Below are 17036 nucleotides of genomic sequence, written 5' to 3'. Positions count from 1 at the left end.
CGGCGTTGCGCCGCGCGGGGCGAGCGCCTTGACTCTATTCCGACAGCGACTAGGCTTGATAAAGCGCCCTCGGCGCTGGAAGCCGGCTCCTGAGCCGGGTCATGTCATCGGAAATGGCCCTCCCGATCCTCCTGATCGTCGTTGTCGCCGCTGCGCTCGCGTTTCATTTCTGGAGTCCGTGGTGGCTGACCCCGCTGGCGTCGAACTGGCGTCAGATGGACGACACCCTCACCATTACGCTGGTGATCACCGGCGTGGCTTTCGTTGTCGTCAATCTTTTCGTCGCGTGGGCGATTTTTCGTTACCGGCATCGCGAGGGGCGCCGGGCGGCCTACGAGCCTCATAACCGACGCCTCGAAGCCTGGCTGATCGGCGTCACCACGGTCGGCATCGCCGCCATGCTCGCCCCCGGTCTTTTCGTCTACGCCAAACTGATCGATCCGCCGGACAACGCGCATGTCGTGGAAGTCGTCGGCCAGCAGTGGCAATGGCGCTTTCGCTTGCCCGGGCCGGACGGGCGTCTGGGAACGTCCGATCCGCGCTACGTGAGTGCCGACAACCCGCTTGGCCTGAACCCCAGGGATCCCGCGAATCAGGACAACCGGATCGTCGACGCCCCCGAGTTGCATCTTCTGGTCGGTCAACCCGTCAAATTGCTGCTGCGCGCGAAAGACGTGCTGCACGACTTCTACGTCCCGCCATTTCGCACCCGTATGAACATGGTGCCGGGGATGGTGACCCAAATGTGGCTCACGCCCACCCGTACCGGCCGCTTCGACATTCTGTGCGCGCAGCTCTGCGGCGTGGGACACGCCAACATGCGCGGCGTCGTGGTCGTCGACGACAAGCCGGCCTACGACGCCTGGGTCGCGAAGCTGCCGACCTTCGCCGCCTTGCAGGCGCAGCACGCCGGCGCGGCCGCCTCAGACCCGCTCGCGGCCAAGGGCAAACTGCTCGCACAGGCCAAGGGTTGCGCCGGATGCCACACAGTGGATGGCTCGCCCGGCGTCGGACCCACCTGGCACGGCCTTTACGGTAAGACGGAAACCTTCCAGGACGGCAGCTCCGCGCATGTCGACGATGCCTACCTTGCCTCGTTCATCCGCAATCCGACCGCACGCGTGCCCAAAGGCTTTGCGCCGATCATGCCCGTCGTGGAACTCAGCGACGACGAACTGAAGGCGCTGATCGCCTACATCCGGACGCTCGGCGGCAAGCCGGGTGTCCCGCCGCCGTCCACGCCATCTGTGCCATCTGCGCAATCCGCACGACGCATACCGTCGGCGCCATCAGCGCGCGCCGCACCCTCAGCCCAACGTTTTCCCCCCGAAACCGAAACCTTTCACCCGGCCGATATGACCCGCACCCTCCAACAAACCGCAGCGAGCGCCACGCTCGCGCTCGTTGCCGCAGCCGCCCCGTCAGCCGCATCGGCCGCACCGCAGCTCGCAACTCAGACGCGGGCGAGTGACGTCCTGCTCGCACAGAATTCGCTCCAGACGCCGCGTCCGCCCGCTCAGTACGCGCCGCTCGCCCCGTCGGCGCCAATGAATCAGGGAGTTCAGCCACCGTCCCAACCTTCGCGCAGATCCGGCGGCGCCCCCGGATTGCCGTTGCAGAATGACCCCCGGACGACCGCGCCGCCGCTGGCGATACCGCCCAGGCCATCCACTGGCCCGCAAGCGCCGGGGCCGGCGCAACCGAGCGTGCCGATGATTCGGCCCACGCCATAGCCCTGCATTGCATGCTGTGCGCGTCCGGCGTCGATCGGACCATGCGCGGCGCAGGCCGGGCAGACATAAAGGGAGACACGTCATGACAGGCAATGCCGGAAGCGACAGTTCCGCCCCAACAGGCGCGCATGGTCCCGATGGCCCCGATGGTCCTGATGGTCCGCATGGCCTTTATGGACACTCCGGCGCGCACGGCCCGCAAAGCTTCTGGACGAAGTACGTCTGGAGCCAGGACCACAAGGTGATCGCCGTGCAATACACCTGCACGGCCATCGCGGTGGGGCTGGTCGGTCTGGCGCTCTCGAACCTGATGCGCATGCAGCTCGGCTTTCCCGGCAAGTTCTCCTTCATCGACGCCAATCACTATTACCAGTACGTCACCATGCACGGCATGATCATGGTGATCTACCTGCTCACCGCATTGTTTCTCGGCGGCTTCGGCAATTACCTGATTCCGCTGATGGTCGGCGCGCGCGACATGGTCTTCCCGTTCCTGAACATGCTCAGTTACTGGGTATACCTGCTGGCCGTCATCGTGCTCATGGCGAGCTTCTTCGTGCCAGGCGGGCCGACCGGCGCGGGCTGGACCCTCTACCCGCCGCAGGCCATCCTGCCGGGCACGCCGGGCACCGAGTGGGGCATCGTGCTGATGCTCGTCTCGTTGCTGATCTTCATCGTCGCGGCGACGATGGGCGGGCTGAACTACGTTACGACGGTCCTGCAAGCCCGCACCGAAGGCATGACGCTGCTGCGCATGCCGCTGACCGTGTGGGGCATCGTGATGGCGACGGTGCTGGCGCTGCTCGCGTTTCCGGCGTTGTTCGTCTCCGGCGTAATGATGCTGCTCGACAAGACGCTGCACACGAGCTTCTTCATGCCCGCGCTCGTCTCGATGGGGCAGCCGCTCGACTATCGCGGCGGCAGCCCGTTGCTCTTCCAGCATCTGTTCTGGTTCTTCGGTCACCCTGAGGTCTACATCGTGGCGTTGCCCGCCTTCGGGATCGTGTCCGATCTCATCAGCGTGCACGCACGCAAGAACATCTTCGGCTACCGCATGATGGTCTGGGCGATTCTCGCCATCGGCGCGCTGTCGTTCGTGGTCTGGGCGCACCACATGTTCATCAGCGGCATGAATCCCTACTTCGGCTTTCTCTTCGCGACGACCACGCTCATCATCGCCATCCCCACCGCCATCAAGGTTTACAACTGGGTGCTCACGCTGTGGCGAGGCGACATTCATCTGACGGTGCCGATGCTCTTCGCCATCGGTTTCATCAGCACCTTCGTCATCGGCGGGCTGACAGGGCTGTTCCTCGGCAACGTGAGCGTGGACATGCCGCTGTCGAACACGTACTTCGTCGTGGCGCACTTCCACATGGTGATGGGCGTGGCGCCGCTGTTGACCATCTTCGGCGGAATCTACCACTGGTATCCGCTGGTCACCGGCAGACGTCTGGACGACCGGCTGGGACAGTGGCATTTCTGGATCACGTTTCTCGGCACCTACGCCATCTTCTTTCCGATGCATTACCTCGGCGTGCTCGGTATGCCACGACGCTACTACGAGTTCCAGAACTACAGCTTCATCCCGGACTCCGCGCATGCGATGAATGCCTACATTTCGGTCGCGGCGTTCATCGTGGCGATGGGACAGTTGCTGTTTCTGTTCAACCTCGCGTGGAGCGTGCGCCACGGCAGACCGGCGGGCGCGAACCCGTGGCGGGCGGCGTCGCTCGAATGGCAGACGCCCGACGTGCCACCCGCGCACGGCAATTGGGGACCGGTGTTGCCGATTGCGTATCGCTGGCCATATGAATACAGCGTGCCGGGCGACGTCGACGATGTCGTGCCGCAGAACCTCATGCCCGACCCGCGCCGCCCCGCTACGCTGGTCAATGGCGATTCGGCGGCGCTGCACCGGCAGGCCGCGCCACCGGCGCCGCCCAAGGCGCCACCCAACTCGCCGTCCTCCGGCGCACCCGAAGGATCAGCACCGGGAGCCACGCCATGAGACCCGTTCCGACCTGGCCACCCATGCCTCCCGGCGGCGCGCCCGTCGCCCAGCCGCGTCGGCGCGAAGCTTCACAGATTGCGCTGTGGTGGCTCATGGGCGTCATCGGCATGCTTTTCTCCCTCATGCTCGTCGCCTATGTGATGCGCATGAGCCTCGGCGACTGGCGCGCGTTGCCGCCGGTCAACGCGCTGTGGTTCAACACGGGAATCCTTGCGGCGGCGTGCATCGTGATGCAGTCCTCGGCATCGCAGGCAAGACGGGGCGAGTTGCGGCGCTCACGACGCGAGTGGCTTCTGGCGGGCGCCTTTGCGCTGGCGTTCGTGGCCGGACAACTCTGGGTATGGCGCGACCTGAGCGCGCAGCGCTACGATGTGAGCGGCAATCCCGCGAACAGCTTCTTCTTCCTGCTGACCGGGTTGCATGCGCTGCATTTGCTTGGCGGGGTGGTGGCGTGGGCGTTACTCGCGCCGCACCGCATGACCCATGCGACGCGTGCGAGACGCCTCTCGCTCACGGCGCAGTACTGGCACTTTCTGTTCGCCTTGTGGGTGGTGCTGTTCGCGGCCATCGTCAATCTCACGCCGGAGATCGCACAACGCCTGTGCGGCACCGGCGTCGGTCCCTGAGCGCCGCGTCGGCAAGCGAGGAGTCGCATCGTGAATACGTCATCGTCAGCCGCTGTCACCGCAACCCCTGTGCCCACGGCCACCGATCCGCCCGACGGATGGCGCGGCGTCGTTACCGACTGGGCCGGAGATCGCGCCACGTTCCGCGTGCCGTGGGGCAAGGCGATGATGTGGATCTTCCTGCTCTCGGACACCTTCGTGTTCAGCAGCTTCCTGATCGGCTACATGACCGTGCGCATGTCGACGACGGCGACATGGCCGAACCCGGCGGAGATCTTCGCGCTCAGTGTGAACGGCCATCCGGTGCCACTGTTGCTCATCGCCATCATGACGTTCGTGCTCATCACGAGCAGCGGCACCATGGCGATGGCGGTGAACTATGCGTATCGACGCGAGCGCGACAAGACTGCCGCCTGCATTCTCGCGACGGCCTACTTCGGTATCGCATTTGTGGGCATGCAGGCTTTCGAATGGACGAATCTGATCGTGCACGAGGGCATTCGTCCGTGGGGCAATGCCATGGGCGCGGCGCAGTTCGGCGCCTGCTTTTTCATGATCACCGGCTTTCACGGGCTGCATGTGAGCGCAGGCGTGATCTATCTGCTGACGGTCATGCGTCAGGTGCTCAACGGCACGCTGAAGCGTCACAACAAGTACGAACGTGTCGAGATCGCGGGCCTGTACTGGCACTTCGTGGATCTCGTGTGGGTGTTCATCTTCGCCTTGTTCTATCTCTGGTAAGGAGGCGTCATGGAAATGGAACCTTCCACGACCCCGATGGGGGCGCACTCGCCTGTCTCGTCGACGCGTCCCGATCACACCGGACAACAACACTCGGTGGGGCTATATCTGAAGGTTTGGGGCCTATTGTTCGTGCTCTCGACGTTCTCCTACCTCGTCGACTACGCGAATCTGCAAGGCTACCTGCGATGGGGACTGATTCTTGTGTTGATGGTCGCGAAGGCCGGACTGATCGTGGCGATTTTCATGCACATGCGCTGGGAGCGGCTCGCGCTCGTCTACGCCATTCTGGTCCCGCCGCTCGCGCTGCTCGTGCTGATGTCGTTGATGGCGTCGGAAGCCGACTTCACGTTCGTCACACGGCTGGCGCACTTCCGGTAAGGCGCTGCGGACTTCACAACAATTCCACCAGGCGGCGATCGCTCTTCTGGCAATACTCCGTGCATGCCATACGTGCGGCGGTCGCCGCGCCGTGAACGAAGAGCGGCGCATCGGCGCGCCGCGACATCGATACGACGATGGACGGCGGCGCTGGCTGCAAGGGCAGTTCCACGACCTCGCCGTTGGCGATCAACGTGTCGACGAACAGGCGCGGAATCGCGGCGACACCGAAACCGTCGCGCACCAACTGCACGATCACGGCAATCGACGGCGAACCGGTCACGCGCGTTTCCGACAGCGGCACGCCGTGCACGCCCGCGAGCTTCGCCACGATGTCTTCCAGCGCGCGATGCGGCGCGGTGCCGCGACCATATGTCAGGATCGGATGCTGAAGCACTTGCTTGGCGAGTCCGCTGCGCGTGTTCGGAAACATGCCCTTGCGCGCAATCCAATGCACGGGGTAGTTGGCCAGCGCGTTGCATACCACGCTGCTGTCGTCGCTGCCTTCCACGCGAATGATGAGATCGAGTTCATCTGCCATGAGACGCCGTTGCAACTGCACCGAGACGTCGACCGTCAACTCGACTTCGAGCGTGGGGTAGTCGGCAGCGAGGCGTCGCAGATAGTTCGGCAGCCAGCTGTGCACCACCGTCTCGATGACACCGAGGCGCAGGCGACCCCGCATGGTGCTCTCGCCGTCCGCCGCCGCTTGCAGACGCCGTGCCGCTTCCACCACGGCTTTCGCATAACCCAGCAAGTACTCGCCATTCGGCGTGAGGCGAAACTCCCGGCTTTCGCGATCCACGAGTTCGGTCTTCAACTCCTCTTCGAGCACCTTGAGCCGTTGCGAAATCGCAGCCGGCGTGGCGTGCAATGCCGCCGCTGTCGCACGAAAGTTGCGCAGCATGGCCAGCGTGACGAAGGTTTCGAGAAAGCGCGTATTCATGAGGGCGGGGTGGCTGGCCTGGCAGCGGGAGACTGCCCAAAATCGCTAACTTACCGTGAACGAGGCATGGACGGGGCAGTGAAAATTAATGCAACGAACCTCGGGAAAACCCGGGAAGTCGTTAAGAAATTCTATACGGCGGTGCGAACAAAAACTCGTTAGCGATAACTTTTTTTTCTTCCTATTCTTCTGGCTATCCGATGTCGCAATGGCATCTCACCCAAACGCCGGATCTGTCATGAACCATCGAGCCACCCCGCACGACTTCACTTCGCAGCGCGAGACCATCACGCCTTACGAATTTCGTCAGGCCGTGCGCTCGGCGCAGTTCCGGGGGCCGACCGCCGGCTACTGCGGCGACTTCGCGCAGGCCAACCTCGCGATTCTGCCGGTGGCCCATGCCCACGATTTCCTGCGGTTCTGTCAAAGCAATCCGAAGGCCTGCCCGCTGCTGGGTGTTGGCGAACCGGGCCAATGGCATGTGCCTTCGTTGGGCCGCGAGGTGGACATCCGCACCGACGTGCCAGGCTATAACGTCTATCGCGACGGCAAGCTCGCAGCGCAGGTCGATAACCTTGCCGAGTTCTGGCAAAGCGACTTCGTGGTGTTCGCGATCGGTTGCTCGTTCTCGTTCGAAGATATGCTCGCCAAGGCCGGTATCGGGTTGCGCCACGTGGAAGAGGGCTGCAATGTGCCGATGTACCGCACGAATATCGCGAATCAGCGCGCCGGCAAGTTCGGCGGTGAGCTGGTCGTGTCGATGCGTCCCATGAAGGGGGCCGACGCGATTCGCGCGGTGCAGATCACGTCGCGTTTTCCGGGCGTGCACGGCGCACCGATTCATATCGGCGACCCGTCGGAATTGGGCATCGCAGACCTGTCGAAGCCGGACTTCGGCGATGCCGTGACGATTCGCGACGGCGAACTGCCCGTGTACTGGGCTTGTGGCGTGACGCCGCAAACGGCGCTCATGGGCGCCAGGCTGCCGTTGGCCATCGGGCATCGCCCCGGCTACATGCTGATGACCGACATTCCGAACGCCACGCTGGCCGTCTTCTGAGACCAGCACGGCGTGCATTGACACGACGTATTCGACGCGCTGCTTTCACTTCGGGACATTCGTCTTCGCATCGCGCCAACCCCGCAGCACCCGCATCAACCCGTATCACGCAGTCAGAAAAGAAACCGCGCCATTGACGGCCGCGGCGGGCGTTCTATCGCCCGCCGGTGACCTCTCACGCCTGTTGGGAGCGCGCGGTCCCAGTGCACCACACGGCAAGACAGGACATCACCGGAGCCTTTTTCTCATGGAAAGCAAAACCCCACTCGCGGCCCCCGCAGCGACGAACTCCTCCGCCTCCGACGAGGCAGGCGGTAGCCTGTTCGGCTGGTACGGCGAGGCCACCCCGCGCGAGAAACGCGCGTTCTGGAGCTGCAAGGTCGGCTACATGCTCGACGGCATGGATACCCAGATGCTGAGCTTCGTCATTCCGACGCTGATCGCCACGTGGGGCATCAGCCTCGCCGACGCGGGCTTCATCGGTACGCTCACCCTGCTCGCCTCGGCGCTCGGCGGTTGGGTCGCCGGCATTTTGTCGGACCGCATCGGCCGCGTGCGCACGCTGCAACTCACCGTGCTGTGGTTCGCCCTGTTCACGGGGCTGTGCGGTCTCGCTCAGAACTACCACCAGCTGCTCGCGGCACGCGCTCTGATGGGTTTCGGCTTCGGCGGCGAATGGACGGCCGGCGCCGTGCTCATCGGTGAAGTGATCCGCGCCCGCGATCGCGGCAAGGCGGTCGGTCTCGTGCAGTCCGGCTGGGCCATCGGCTGGGGGCTGACGGCGATTCTCTACGCCGTGCTGTTCTCCCTGCTGCCGGGCGACATGGCGTGGCGCGCGCTGTTCCTCATCGGCTTGCTGCCTGCGCTGCTGGTGCTGTTCATTCGCCGGTACGTGCAAGAGCCGGAGGTGTATCAGAAAGAAAAGGCCAAGCAAGTGAAGTCCGAGGACGCACCGGGTCTGGCCGCCATCTTCAGTCCGGCACTGCTCTCGACGACGATTCGCGCTGCCCTGCTGACGACGGGCGCTCAAGGCGGCTACTACGCCATCACGACCTGGCTGCCCACGTATCTGAAAACCGAGCGTCACCTGACGGTCATGGGCACCGGCGGATATCTCGCGATGATCATCTTCGGCTCGTGGGTGGGCTATCTGGCCAGCTCGTATCTGACGGACCGTCTCGGTCGCAAGCCGAACTTCATTCTGTTCGCCGTGGGCTCGATGGTGATCGCCTTCTCGTACACGTCGCTGCCGTTGACCGACAGCGCCATGTTCTGGCTCGGCTTCCCGCTCGGGTTCTTCGCCTCGGGCATCTTCAGCGGCATGGGCGCATTCCTCACCGAGCTGTTCCCCACGCGGGTTCGCGGCTCCGGCCAGGGATTTTGCTACAACGTCGGCCGTGCCGTCGGGGCCCTGTTCCCGTTCCTGATCGGCATGCTCTCCAAGCAATATGGTCTGGGCACGACCATCGGTATCTTCGCCGGTGTGGCGTATGGGGTGCTGATTCTCGCCGCGCTCACGTTGCCCGAAACGCGTGGTCGCGAACTCGAATCGCTCGAGACGCGCACGGCCTGACGCCTTGCCTGCGAATGGCGCCCGGACTGCGACAGGCAGGACACGCAGGAACGGGCGCCCGCGAAACACCGCGGCAGCCGTCGCTGCCGCGCCCGACGACTCCGAACTTACAACTCCCGTTAGCCAAACCACCAGTGTGCGAACCGATCCGATCCTGTTCGGAAGGTCCGCGCCGGGATTCGTGCGTCCATCGGTTTGGACGACGAATTGATGCGACAAGCCGATGCATCGTGCGTCGTCCCATTCTTGATTCTCGTTTGACTATTGCTTTGCGAGTGACACCATGACGAACGCTCTCACGCCTTCCGCCCAACACCGCGCACCCGCGCATCAGACCGCTTCGCGCTGGCAGTTCTGGATCGACCGTGGCGGCACCTTCACCGATATCGTGGCGCGCCGCCCGGACGGCTCGCTCGTCACGCACAAGCTGCTCTCGGAGAATCCCGAGCAGTATCGCGACGCCGCGGTCGCCGGCATCCGCCACCTGCTGGGGCTGGCTGCCGGGGAGCCGATCACGCCCGATCGGGTCGACATGGTGAAAATGGGCACGACCGTGGCGACCAACGCGTTGCTCGAACGCAAGGGGGAACCGCTGGCGCTCGTCACCACGCAGGGTTTTCGCGATGCACTGCGTATCGCGTATCAGAACCGCCCGCGACTGTTCGATCTCGACATTGCGTTGCCGGAAGCGTTGTACGCCGAGGTGGTCGAAGTGGACGAGCGCATGGGCGCGCATGGCGAAGTCGTGCGCGAACTGGATATCGACGCCGCACGCGCGGCGCTCGAAGCGGTCTACGCCAGGGGCATTCGTGCGCTGGCCATCGTGCTGATGCACGGCTATCGATATCAACAGCATGAGAAGGCGCTCGCCGGGATCGCCGAGGATATCGGCTTCACGCAGATTTCCGTGTCGCATCAGGTCTCGCCGCTGATGAAGCTGGTCTCGCGCGGCGACACCACCGTGGTGGACGCGTACCTCTCACCCATCCTGCGACGCTATGTGGAGCAGGTCGCCAGCGAAATGCCCGGTGTGAATCTGCAATTCATGCAGAGCAGCGGGGGGCTCACGCGCGCCGATAACTTTCAGGGCAAGGACGCGATCCTGTCGGGCCCTGCGGGCGGCATTGTCGGGATGGTCCGGGCGTCGAGCGCTGCGGGCTTCGAGCGCGTGATCGGCTTCGACATGGGCGGCACGTCGACAGACGTCTCGCACTACAACGGCGAGTTCGAGCGTGTTTTCGAGACGCAGGTCGCCGGGGTGCGCATGCGTGCGCCGATGATGAGCATTCATACGGTCGCGGCGGGGGGCGGCTCGGTGTTGTCGTTCGACGGTACGCGCTTGCGGGTCGGCCCGGACTCGGCGGGGGCCAATCCGGGACCGGCCGCCTATCGCCGTGGCGGACCACTCGCCGTGACGGACTGCAACGTCATGCTCGGCAAGATTCAACCGGCGCATTTCCCGAAGGTGTTCGGCCCGAACGCCAACGAACCGCTCGATCGGGACGTCGTTGTCGCGAAATTCACCGCGCTGGCGGCCGAGATCGAGAAGGCGACGGGGCGTCGGCAGACGCCCGAAGCCCTGGCCGAAGGGTTCCTCGAAATCGCGATCGGGGCGATGGCCAACGCGATCAAGAAAATCTCGGTGCAACGTGGCCACGACGTGAGCCGTTACGTGCTGACGACGTTCGGCGGCGCGGGCGGTCAGCACGCCTGCGGTGTGGCCGACGCGCTGGGCATGACCCAGGTCTTCGCGCATCCGTTGGCAGGTGTTCTGTCGGCGTATGGCATGGGACTCGCCGACCAGACGGCGATGCGCGAGCGAATGATCGAAGCGCCGCTGTCGAACGACGGACTCGTGGCGCTCGAGGACACGCTTGGCGCGCTTGCCGACGAAGCCGTCAACGCGTTGTTGTCGCAGGGCGTACCGCCATCGCGTATCGAGACGGTGCGTCGCGTGCATGTGCGCTACGCGGGGACCGATTCGGCGATTGCCGTGCCGTTCGGCACCGTCGAGCAAATGCGCGCGGCCTTTGAAGCCGCCTATCGCCAGCGCTACTCGTTCCTGATGGACGGCGCGGCGCTGATCGTCGAAGTTGCGTCGGTCGAAGCCGTCGGTCTGTCGGATGCGCCGGTCGACATCGCCCCGCTTGCGCTGCGCACATCGGGTGTCCCGCAGGCCGTGGATCGGGTCAAGCTCTACGCCGCCGGCGTGTGGCATGACGCCTCGCTGTTCGAGCGCGACACGCTGCTCGCAGGCGACGCCATCGACGGGCCGGCCATCGTCGCGGAGAAGAGCGGCACCACGGTGATCGAGCCCGGTTGGCAGGCGAAAATGACGGCGCAAGGCAACCTGGTGCTCACGCGCGTGGCGCCCCGGCAAACGCAGCGCGGCCTTGGCACGCAGGCCGATCCGGTGCGCCTGGAGATCTTCAACAACCTGTTCATGTCGATTGCCGAACAGATGGGATTGCGTCTGCAAAATACGGCGTACTCGGTGAACATCAAGGAGCGGCTCGACTTCTCGTGCGCGCTGTTCGACCGGGACGGCAACCTCATCGCCAATGCACCGCACATGCCGGTGCACCTCGGGTCGATGGGCGAGAGCATCAAGACGGTGATCGAGCGCAATCGCGGCAAGATGCGCGATGGCGACGTCTTCATGCTCAACGATCCGTATCACGGCGGCACGCATTTGCCGGACGTCACGGTGATTACGCCCGTCTTCGTGGCGGGCGAGAGCGACGCCGATAGGTCGAACACGTCAACGATGGAGGCGCCGCTGTTCTACGTCGGCTCGCGCGGCCACCATGCGGATATCGGCGGCATCACGCCGGGTTCGATGCCCCCGGATTCGACCCACGTCGAGGAAGAGGGCGTGCTCATCGACAACTGGCAACTCGTGGCGGCCGGGGAATTGCGTGATTGCGAGACGCGTGAGCTGCTGGGCGGCGCGCGCTATCCGGCGCGCAACATCGACCAGAACATGGCCGATCTGCGTGCGCAGGTGGCCGCGAACCAGAAGGGCGTGGACGAACTGCGCCGCATGGTTGGCGCGTTCGGTCGCGACGTCGTGCTCGCCTACATGGGGCACGTGCAGGACAACGCCGAGTCCGCCGTGCGTCGTGTGATCGGGGCGCTGGCCGACGGTCACTACCGCTACCCGCTGGATAACGGCGCCGCGATCGAAGTGAAGATCCGTGTCGACAAGGCAACGCGCAGCGCGACGATCGATTTCACCGGCACGTCTGCGCAGTTGCCGAACAACTTCAACGCACCGCGCGCAGTCTGCATGGCGGCGGTGCTCTACGTCTTCCGCACACTCGTGGACGACGACATTCCGCTCAACGCCGGCTGCCTCAAGCCATTGACGGTGATCGTGCCGGAGGGATCGATGCTCAATCCGGTGTTCCCGGCAGCGGTGGTGTCGGGCAACGTGGAGACGTCGTCGGCGATCACCAACGCGCTTTACGGGGCGCTGGGGTGCGTCGCATCGAGCCAGGGCACGATGAACAACTTCACGTTCGGCAACGAGACGTACCAGTACTACGAAACGATCTCCGGTGGCAGCGGTGCGGGTCACGGGTTCCATGGCGCCGATGCCGTACAGACGCACATGACGAACTCGCGTCTGACCGATCCCGAAGTGCTGGAGTGGCGCTACCCGGTGCGGCTGGAAAGCCACCGCATTCGCGCGGGGTCGGGCGGCGAGGGCCGGTGGCAGGGCGGAAATGGCGCCGTGCGCCGCATTCGCTTCCTTACGCCGATGACGGCATCCATCCTTTCGAACAACCGTGTATACGCGCCGTTCGGCGCCCAGGGCGGCGGTGCGGGCGCGCTCGGTGTGAACTACGTTGAACGCGTAGATGGATCGCGTGAGGCGCTGGCGCATATCGGTCGCACGCAAATGCAACCGGGCGACATCTTCGTCGTCGAGACGCCGGGAGGGGGCGGTTTCGGTCGGGCATAAGCGACATCGTCCACACACGCTGGGAAATCCCTGAAGCGAGGCCGGTTCCCGGAAGGGATTGCGGACTTTGCAAAGGTGGCCGTGCAGCGCCTCCGTACGATGCGACATGTCTTGAATGACTGACCGCAACGTACGGAGGCGTTTTCATGTCTGACATGTCTGATTCGTCGCAACAGCCCGCACCGGCCGCACAGGCCGCACAGGCCACATCCACATCGGCCGGGCCGGAAGACATTCGCGCGCAATACGAACGCGCCTGTGCCGAAATGCGCGGTATTGGCCAGAAGCTGCACCGGCAAATGCAGGAGTATCAGGCGGTGCTCGAAGAGATTGCCCGGCTCGAAGCGAGCGACACGCCGCAAGCCGACGAGACGTTACGGCGACTCGAATCGCTGGTGCAAAGTGAAGCGTTTCGTCGGGACGAGCGGGAAATTCGCCGGATGTCCGCGGCCCTCGCGCATAGCCTCGAGCGCATGATGGCCGACGCGCCGCTCGCCAGCGCCGACGCCACGACCGGCTCACCCGCCAAGCGCTCGGCGGGCGTGCGCCGCACCTGCGCCTGAGGGGAGGTGACCATGAACTTCCGGTTGTCTTCACACGCGGCCCATACGTCTTTGCACGCACTGGGCGGCGTCGGACACAAGGCGGGAAACACGACGCAGAATGCGGCGAGCCTCGCCAACGCGCCCGTCTCTCCTTCGCCGTCATCCGACAATCCGATGCTCGCCACCATCGCCGTCGCCGATGCGCAACTGAGCGCGCTGCAGCGGCAAGCCGATGCGTGGCTTGCGAACGCGCAGGCGCGCATGAGCGTGGCTCGCGAGGCGAGCGACTTCGGCGCGCTGGTGGACACCCTGTCGAAGGACGCGTCCGAGGGTGGCATGTCTCGGACGTTGCCGTCGTCGCTGCAAGACTTTGCCGTTCGTCACGGACTATTGTCCGCACATGCGGCGCGCGCGCCGTTCGACGTCGCCGGTCTTCAGGCGCTCGGTGCAAGACTCCAGTCGCTCGCGATGAACGATGGGGCGTCGAGCACGAGCGAGCAGATCCAGCTCAAGCGTTTCGTCACGCGCTACGACAACACGCTCACGCTGTACAACGCGGTCATCTCCCGACTGGGCGAAATGATGAAACGACTCGTGAGCAGTCTTTGATACGCACTGCACTACGCCGGCGCAATCCGGCGCGTTCAGTGCAACGCCGCACCCATCCGTTCAATGAATGACAGGAACCCAACCCCATGACCACTCTTTACGGTGCCGGCGCCCCGTCGGGCGCTGCTTCGTTCCATAGCCCGCTGCGCGGCGGCCTGATCCGCGACGTATCCATTGGCGGCGTCATCGAGAAGCTCGATTTCCACGGGACGCTCGCCGCTTATGCCATGTTGATGATGGAGATGAACAACGGCGAAGCCCAGAACATGATTCAGGAGATGCAGAGCCGCCAGAAGGAAGGGCAGGAGGCGCGCGATGCGGCCAATCAGATCGAGTCGCTGATCAACGAGATCGGTTCCGACACGTCGAAGAAAGTCGCCCTCGGTGATGGCATCCGGGGTTTCTTCGACAAGCACAACCTCGAGATTTCCGTCGATCAGAACGGCACGAAGAAGACGCTGATGGAGTGGGAGGGGCGGGACAAGCGTGTCGGCGAGAGCGGTTACACGTCTCGCACGACGGCCGACTACACGGCCGCCAACCTTCGCTCGCTCAAGGCGGCTGCGGAAGGTTTCGTGGAGAAGGCGTCCGACAGCCGCACCGTCGACCAGATCAGGATCAACAAGAAGCTTCAGGAATACAACGGTGCATCGACCCTCGTGAATACGATTTATAGCTCGCAAGGCTCGCAGCTCAATCAGATCAACGGGTCGATGCGCACATGAGCGCGACGATGGTCCAGGACACCGGGGCGGCCGCAACTGCCGCGACATCCGTCGCTACGACGCAAGACGAGCCGGCCATTCTTTCGCGATTCTTCGAGCGTGGCGGCGCACTTCGCATGCTGGCCGACCTGTGCGAAACCGATCTCGAGATCGTGCGCGCCTATGCGGCCGAGCGATTCTCGCAGGGGCATGTCGCAGGGGCGCAGCGCGTCTACTTCCTGCTCGCGACGCTCGACCAATGGTCGTTCGAGGACTGGTACGGACTCGGGCTTTGTTATCAGCGACTCGGTCAGCACCGCGAAGCGTTGCCGTGTTTCGCGAAGGCGGGCGTGATTCGCGCATCGGACCCGCGCCCGCCGTATCTCGCCGGGATCAGCTACGAGCACATCGGCAACGTGGAATTCGCGGGCCGGTCGTACCGCGCCACGCTGCGTCTGTGCGCACAACTGCCGCAGCACGCATCGCTGGCTCGCTCGGCGCGGGCGCGGTGCGATGCCCTCCTTCGAAACTCGGAACGAAGAAAAACACCATGACCCTTATCGCATCCCGGGTGCAAGCCTACTCACCGCCCATGGGCGGTGTCGATGCCGCATCGATGGCGCGCATGCAGAGCGACGCACTCGAATCTGCCAACGCCACGCGTGCGGATCGCCAGCGTCGTCAACGCGCGGATTGGCTTCGCACCGAAGACTTTGTGCCGGACGCACCGGCCGGCGCCGACTGGCGCGAGGCGGACAGCGCCTTCTCACGTCTGCTCGATCGCCTGTTCGAGGTCGGCGCAGGGATGGCGGCGAAGGCCCTGCGATCGTCGAATACGGCAGGTGACGCGAATCTCGCCGCGCTGGAAAACGTCGATCCGTCGACGCTCGCGATGATGGCCTCGATGACCGCCATGGACTCGCTCGGCGACACGGCGAAGTCGACGCAACGTGCGCTGGAACTCCTCGCCGAGCGGCAGGACAAGCTGCGCCAGCAGGACATTCAGAAGTACCGCGAGCAGATGGACGCCAAGGCGGAGGATGCCAACAAAGCCCGTAAGGGCGGCATCTTCGGCGTGATTTTCGACTGGATCATCGCGGCGGTGGATGTCGTGGTCGGCGCCGTCAAGGTCGTCACCGGCGTGCTCACCATGAATCCGATGATGATCGCGGGCGGCGTGGCGGACGTCGGGGCGGGCATTGCGGGAATGGGGGCCGCGTATCACAAGACCATGGCGCTGGCCGATCCAAAGCACGCGGCGTATCACGAGAAGGAGGCCGCCAAGTGGGGACACGCCCAACTCGCGTTCCAGATGCTGGGCATGGTGGTCGGCTTTGGCTCGTCGGTAAAGGGGTTTCTCGCCAAGCGGGCAACGACCAAAGCTGCGAGCCGGGTGTTTAAGGCCGGGGCCGCCGAAGCACTGGAGCAGGCGGTGAAGTCTGGCGACAAGGCCGCCGTGAGCGCGATCAAGACGCGCGTCGTCTCCGAAATCGGTTACGTGGTCGGCAACGAAGTCGGCAAACGCGTGGGCCGATCATTGCTTCAGAGCGGCACGCAAAGCGCCCGCCGTTTGGTCAAGGCGGGCTTTAACCGCATGGCCGAGCAATTTACCCAGCAGATGATCGAGAAGATGGCTTCACGGGCATTCGACAAGGTAGCGAAGACGGCGGCCAAACAGGTCGCGCGCGGTAAGGCGGTCACGGCCAAAGGACTGACGAAGTCGTTCACGTCACGCATGAATACGCAGGGCTATTTCGCGCTGGCGCGCGGCAGCTGGTCACTGTCGCACGCCATTCGTGCAACGTTCGCAGGGGCCAATGGGCTGGGGCAGGGCATCGTGGGGGTGCAGCGCGCGAAGTTGCAGAACGAGGCCCGCGATCTTTCCGTCGACATGCTGTGGCTGCAGTTGCTGCTGGACATGAACGGCGACGACAAGAAGCGCACCGCCAAGCGGATGGAAACGCTCGTGGGGCAGCAAAACGACATCGCGCTCAGCGCCGGCGAACAGGTACAGAAGACTGGCGAGATGCGTATCCGGATGGCGGCATCGGCGGCGCGCGCCTGATGGCGCAGCACGATCCGAGTCCAACGGCACGGCGCAAGTCGTGCCACTTATTTTGGGAGCATATATGACGAT

13 protein-coding genes and 1 pseudogene are annotated in these 17036 nt (G+C 64.3%); 13 read left to right on the top strand and 1 reads right to left on the bottom strand.

Annotated features, from left to right (window positions below):
* Window positions 1-113: 113 nt before the first annotated feature.
* From UC34_RS23465 to UC34_RS23445, 5 genes and pseudogenes are all read left to right on the top strand, one after another.
* Window positions 114-1214 (top strand): annotated as a pseudogene (locus UC34_RS23465) (cytochrome c oxidase subunit II); the annotation flags it as partial.
* A 601-nt stretch (window positions 1215-1815) separates the two neighbouring features.
* Window positions 1816-3744, top strand: a complete 1929-nt coding sequence (gene ctaD, locus UC34_RS23460) for a cytochrome c oxidase subunit I (RefSeq protein WP_072617530.1) — start codon at window positions 1816-1818, stop codon at window positions 3742-3744.
* Complete coding sequence (locus UC34_RS23455) at window positions 3741-4373, top strand: cytochrome c oxidase subunit 3 (RefSeq protein ID WP_157123282.1); 633 nt, start codon at window positions 3741-3743, stop codon at window positions 4371-4373. The genes ctaD and UC34_RS23455 overlap by 4 nt, the downstream gene beginning before the upstream one ends.
* Before the next feature lie 30 nt (window positions 4374-4403).
* The gene (locus tag UC34_RS23450; protein WP_044457388.1) at window positions 4404-5114 is read left to right on the top strand and encodes a heme-copper oxidase subunit III family protein; all 711 of its coding nucleotides are present in this window, start codon (window positions 4404-4406) and stop codon (window positions 5112-5114) included.
* Between the two features lie 36 nt (window positions 5115-5150).
* Entirely contained in the window at window positions 5151-5495 is a 345-nt protein-coding gene (locus UC34_RS23445) for a cytochrome C oxidase subunit IV family protein (protein ID WP_044457387.1), read from the top strand.
* A 13-nt stretch (window positions 5496-5508) separates the two neighbouring features.
* Here UC34_RS23445 and UC34_RS23440 read toward each other — a convergent pair whose 3' ends face one another.
* Window positions 5509-6441, bottom strand: a complete 933-nt coding sequence (locus UC34_RS23440; RefSeq protein WP_044457386.1) for a LysR family transcriptional regulator — start codon at window positions 6439-6441, stop codon at window positions 5509-5511.
* 286 nt (window positions 6442-6727) lie between these two features.
* Between UC34_RS23440 and UC34_RS23435 the strand changes: the two genes are divergently transcribed.
* From UC34_RS23435 to sctE, 8 genes are all read left to right on the top strand, one after another.
* Window positions 6728-7501, top strand: coding sequence for a putative hydro-lyase (locus UC34_RS23435; RefSeq protein WP_044458598.1), 774 nt, complete (start codon window positions 6728-6730; stop codon window positions 7499-7501).
* Between the two features lie 247 nt (window positions 7502-7748).
* Window positions 7749-9074: an MFS transporter gene (locus UC34_RS23430; protein ID WP_044457385.1), complete on the top strand. Its 1326-nt coding sequence runs from the start codon at window positions 7749-7751 to the stop codon at window positions 9072-9074.
* A gap of 283 nt (window positions 9075-9357) precedes the next feature.
* A complete protein-coding gene (locus UC34_RS23425) occupies window positions 9358-13041 on the top strand; it encodes a hydantoinase B/oxoprolinase family protein (RefSeq protein ID WP_044457384.1) in 3684 nt (1227 codons plus the stop codon).
* A 146-nt stretch (window positions 13042-13187) separates the two neighbouring features.
* On the top strand, window positions 13188-13604 hold the full coding sequence (locus UC34_RS23420) for a hypothetical protein (RefSeq protein WP_044457383.1): 417 nt from the start codon (window positions 13188-13190) through the stop codon (window positions 13602-13604).
* A 12-nt stretch (window positions 13605-13616) separates the two neighbouring features.
* A complete protein-coding gene (locus tag UC34_RS23415) occupies window positions 13617-14195 on the top strand; it encodes a hypothetical protein (protein ID WP_157123281.1) in 579 nt (192 codons plus the stop codon).
* Between the two features lie 86 nt (window positions 14196-14281).
* Entirely contained in the window at window positions 14282-14920 is a 639-nt protein-coding gene (locus UC34_RS23410; protein WP_044457381.1) for a hypothetical protein, read from the top strand.
* On the top strand, window positions 14917-15453 hold the full coding sequence (locus UC34_RS23405; protein ID WP_237165184.1) for a tetratricopeptide repeat protein: 537 nt from the start codon (window positions 14917-14919) through the stop codon (window positions 15451-15453). The genes UC34_RS23410 and UC34_RS23405 overlap by 4 nt, the downstream gene beginning before the upstream one ends.
* A complete protein-coding gene (sctE, locus tag UC34_RS23400; RefSeq protein ID WP_084070918.1) occupies window positions 15450-16964 on the top strand; it encodes a type III secretion system translocon subunit SseC family protein in 1515 nt (504 codons plus the stop codon). The genes UC34_RS23405 and sctE overlap by 4 nt, the downstream gene beginning before the upstream one ends.
* Window positions 16965-17036 lie beyond the last annotated feature (72 nt).

The sequence above is a fragment of the Pandoraea vervacti genome (assembly GCF_000934605.2).
Taxonomy (GTDB): domain Bacteria; phylum Pseudomonadota; class Gammaproteobacteria; order Burkholderiales; family Burkholderiaceae; genus Pandoraea; species Pandoraea vervacti.
Note: the sequence above shows the minus strand (reverse complement) of the source record. Positions and strands in the feature narration are given on the sequence as shown.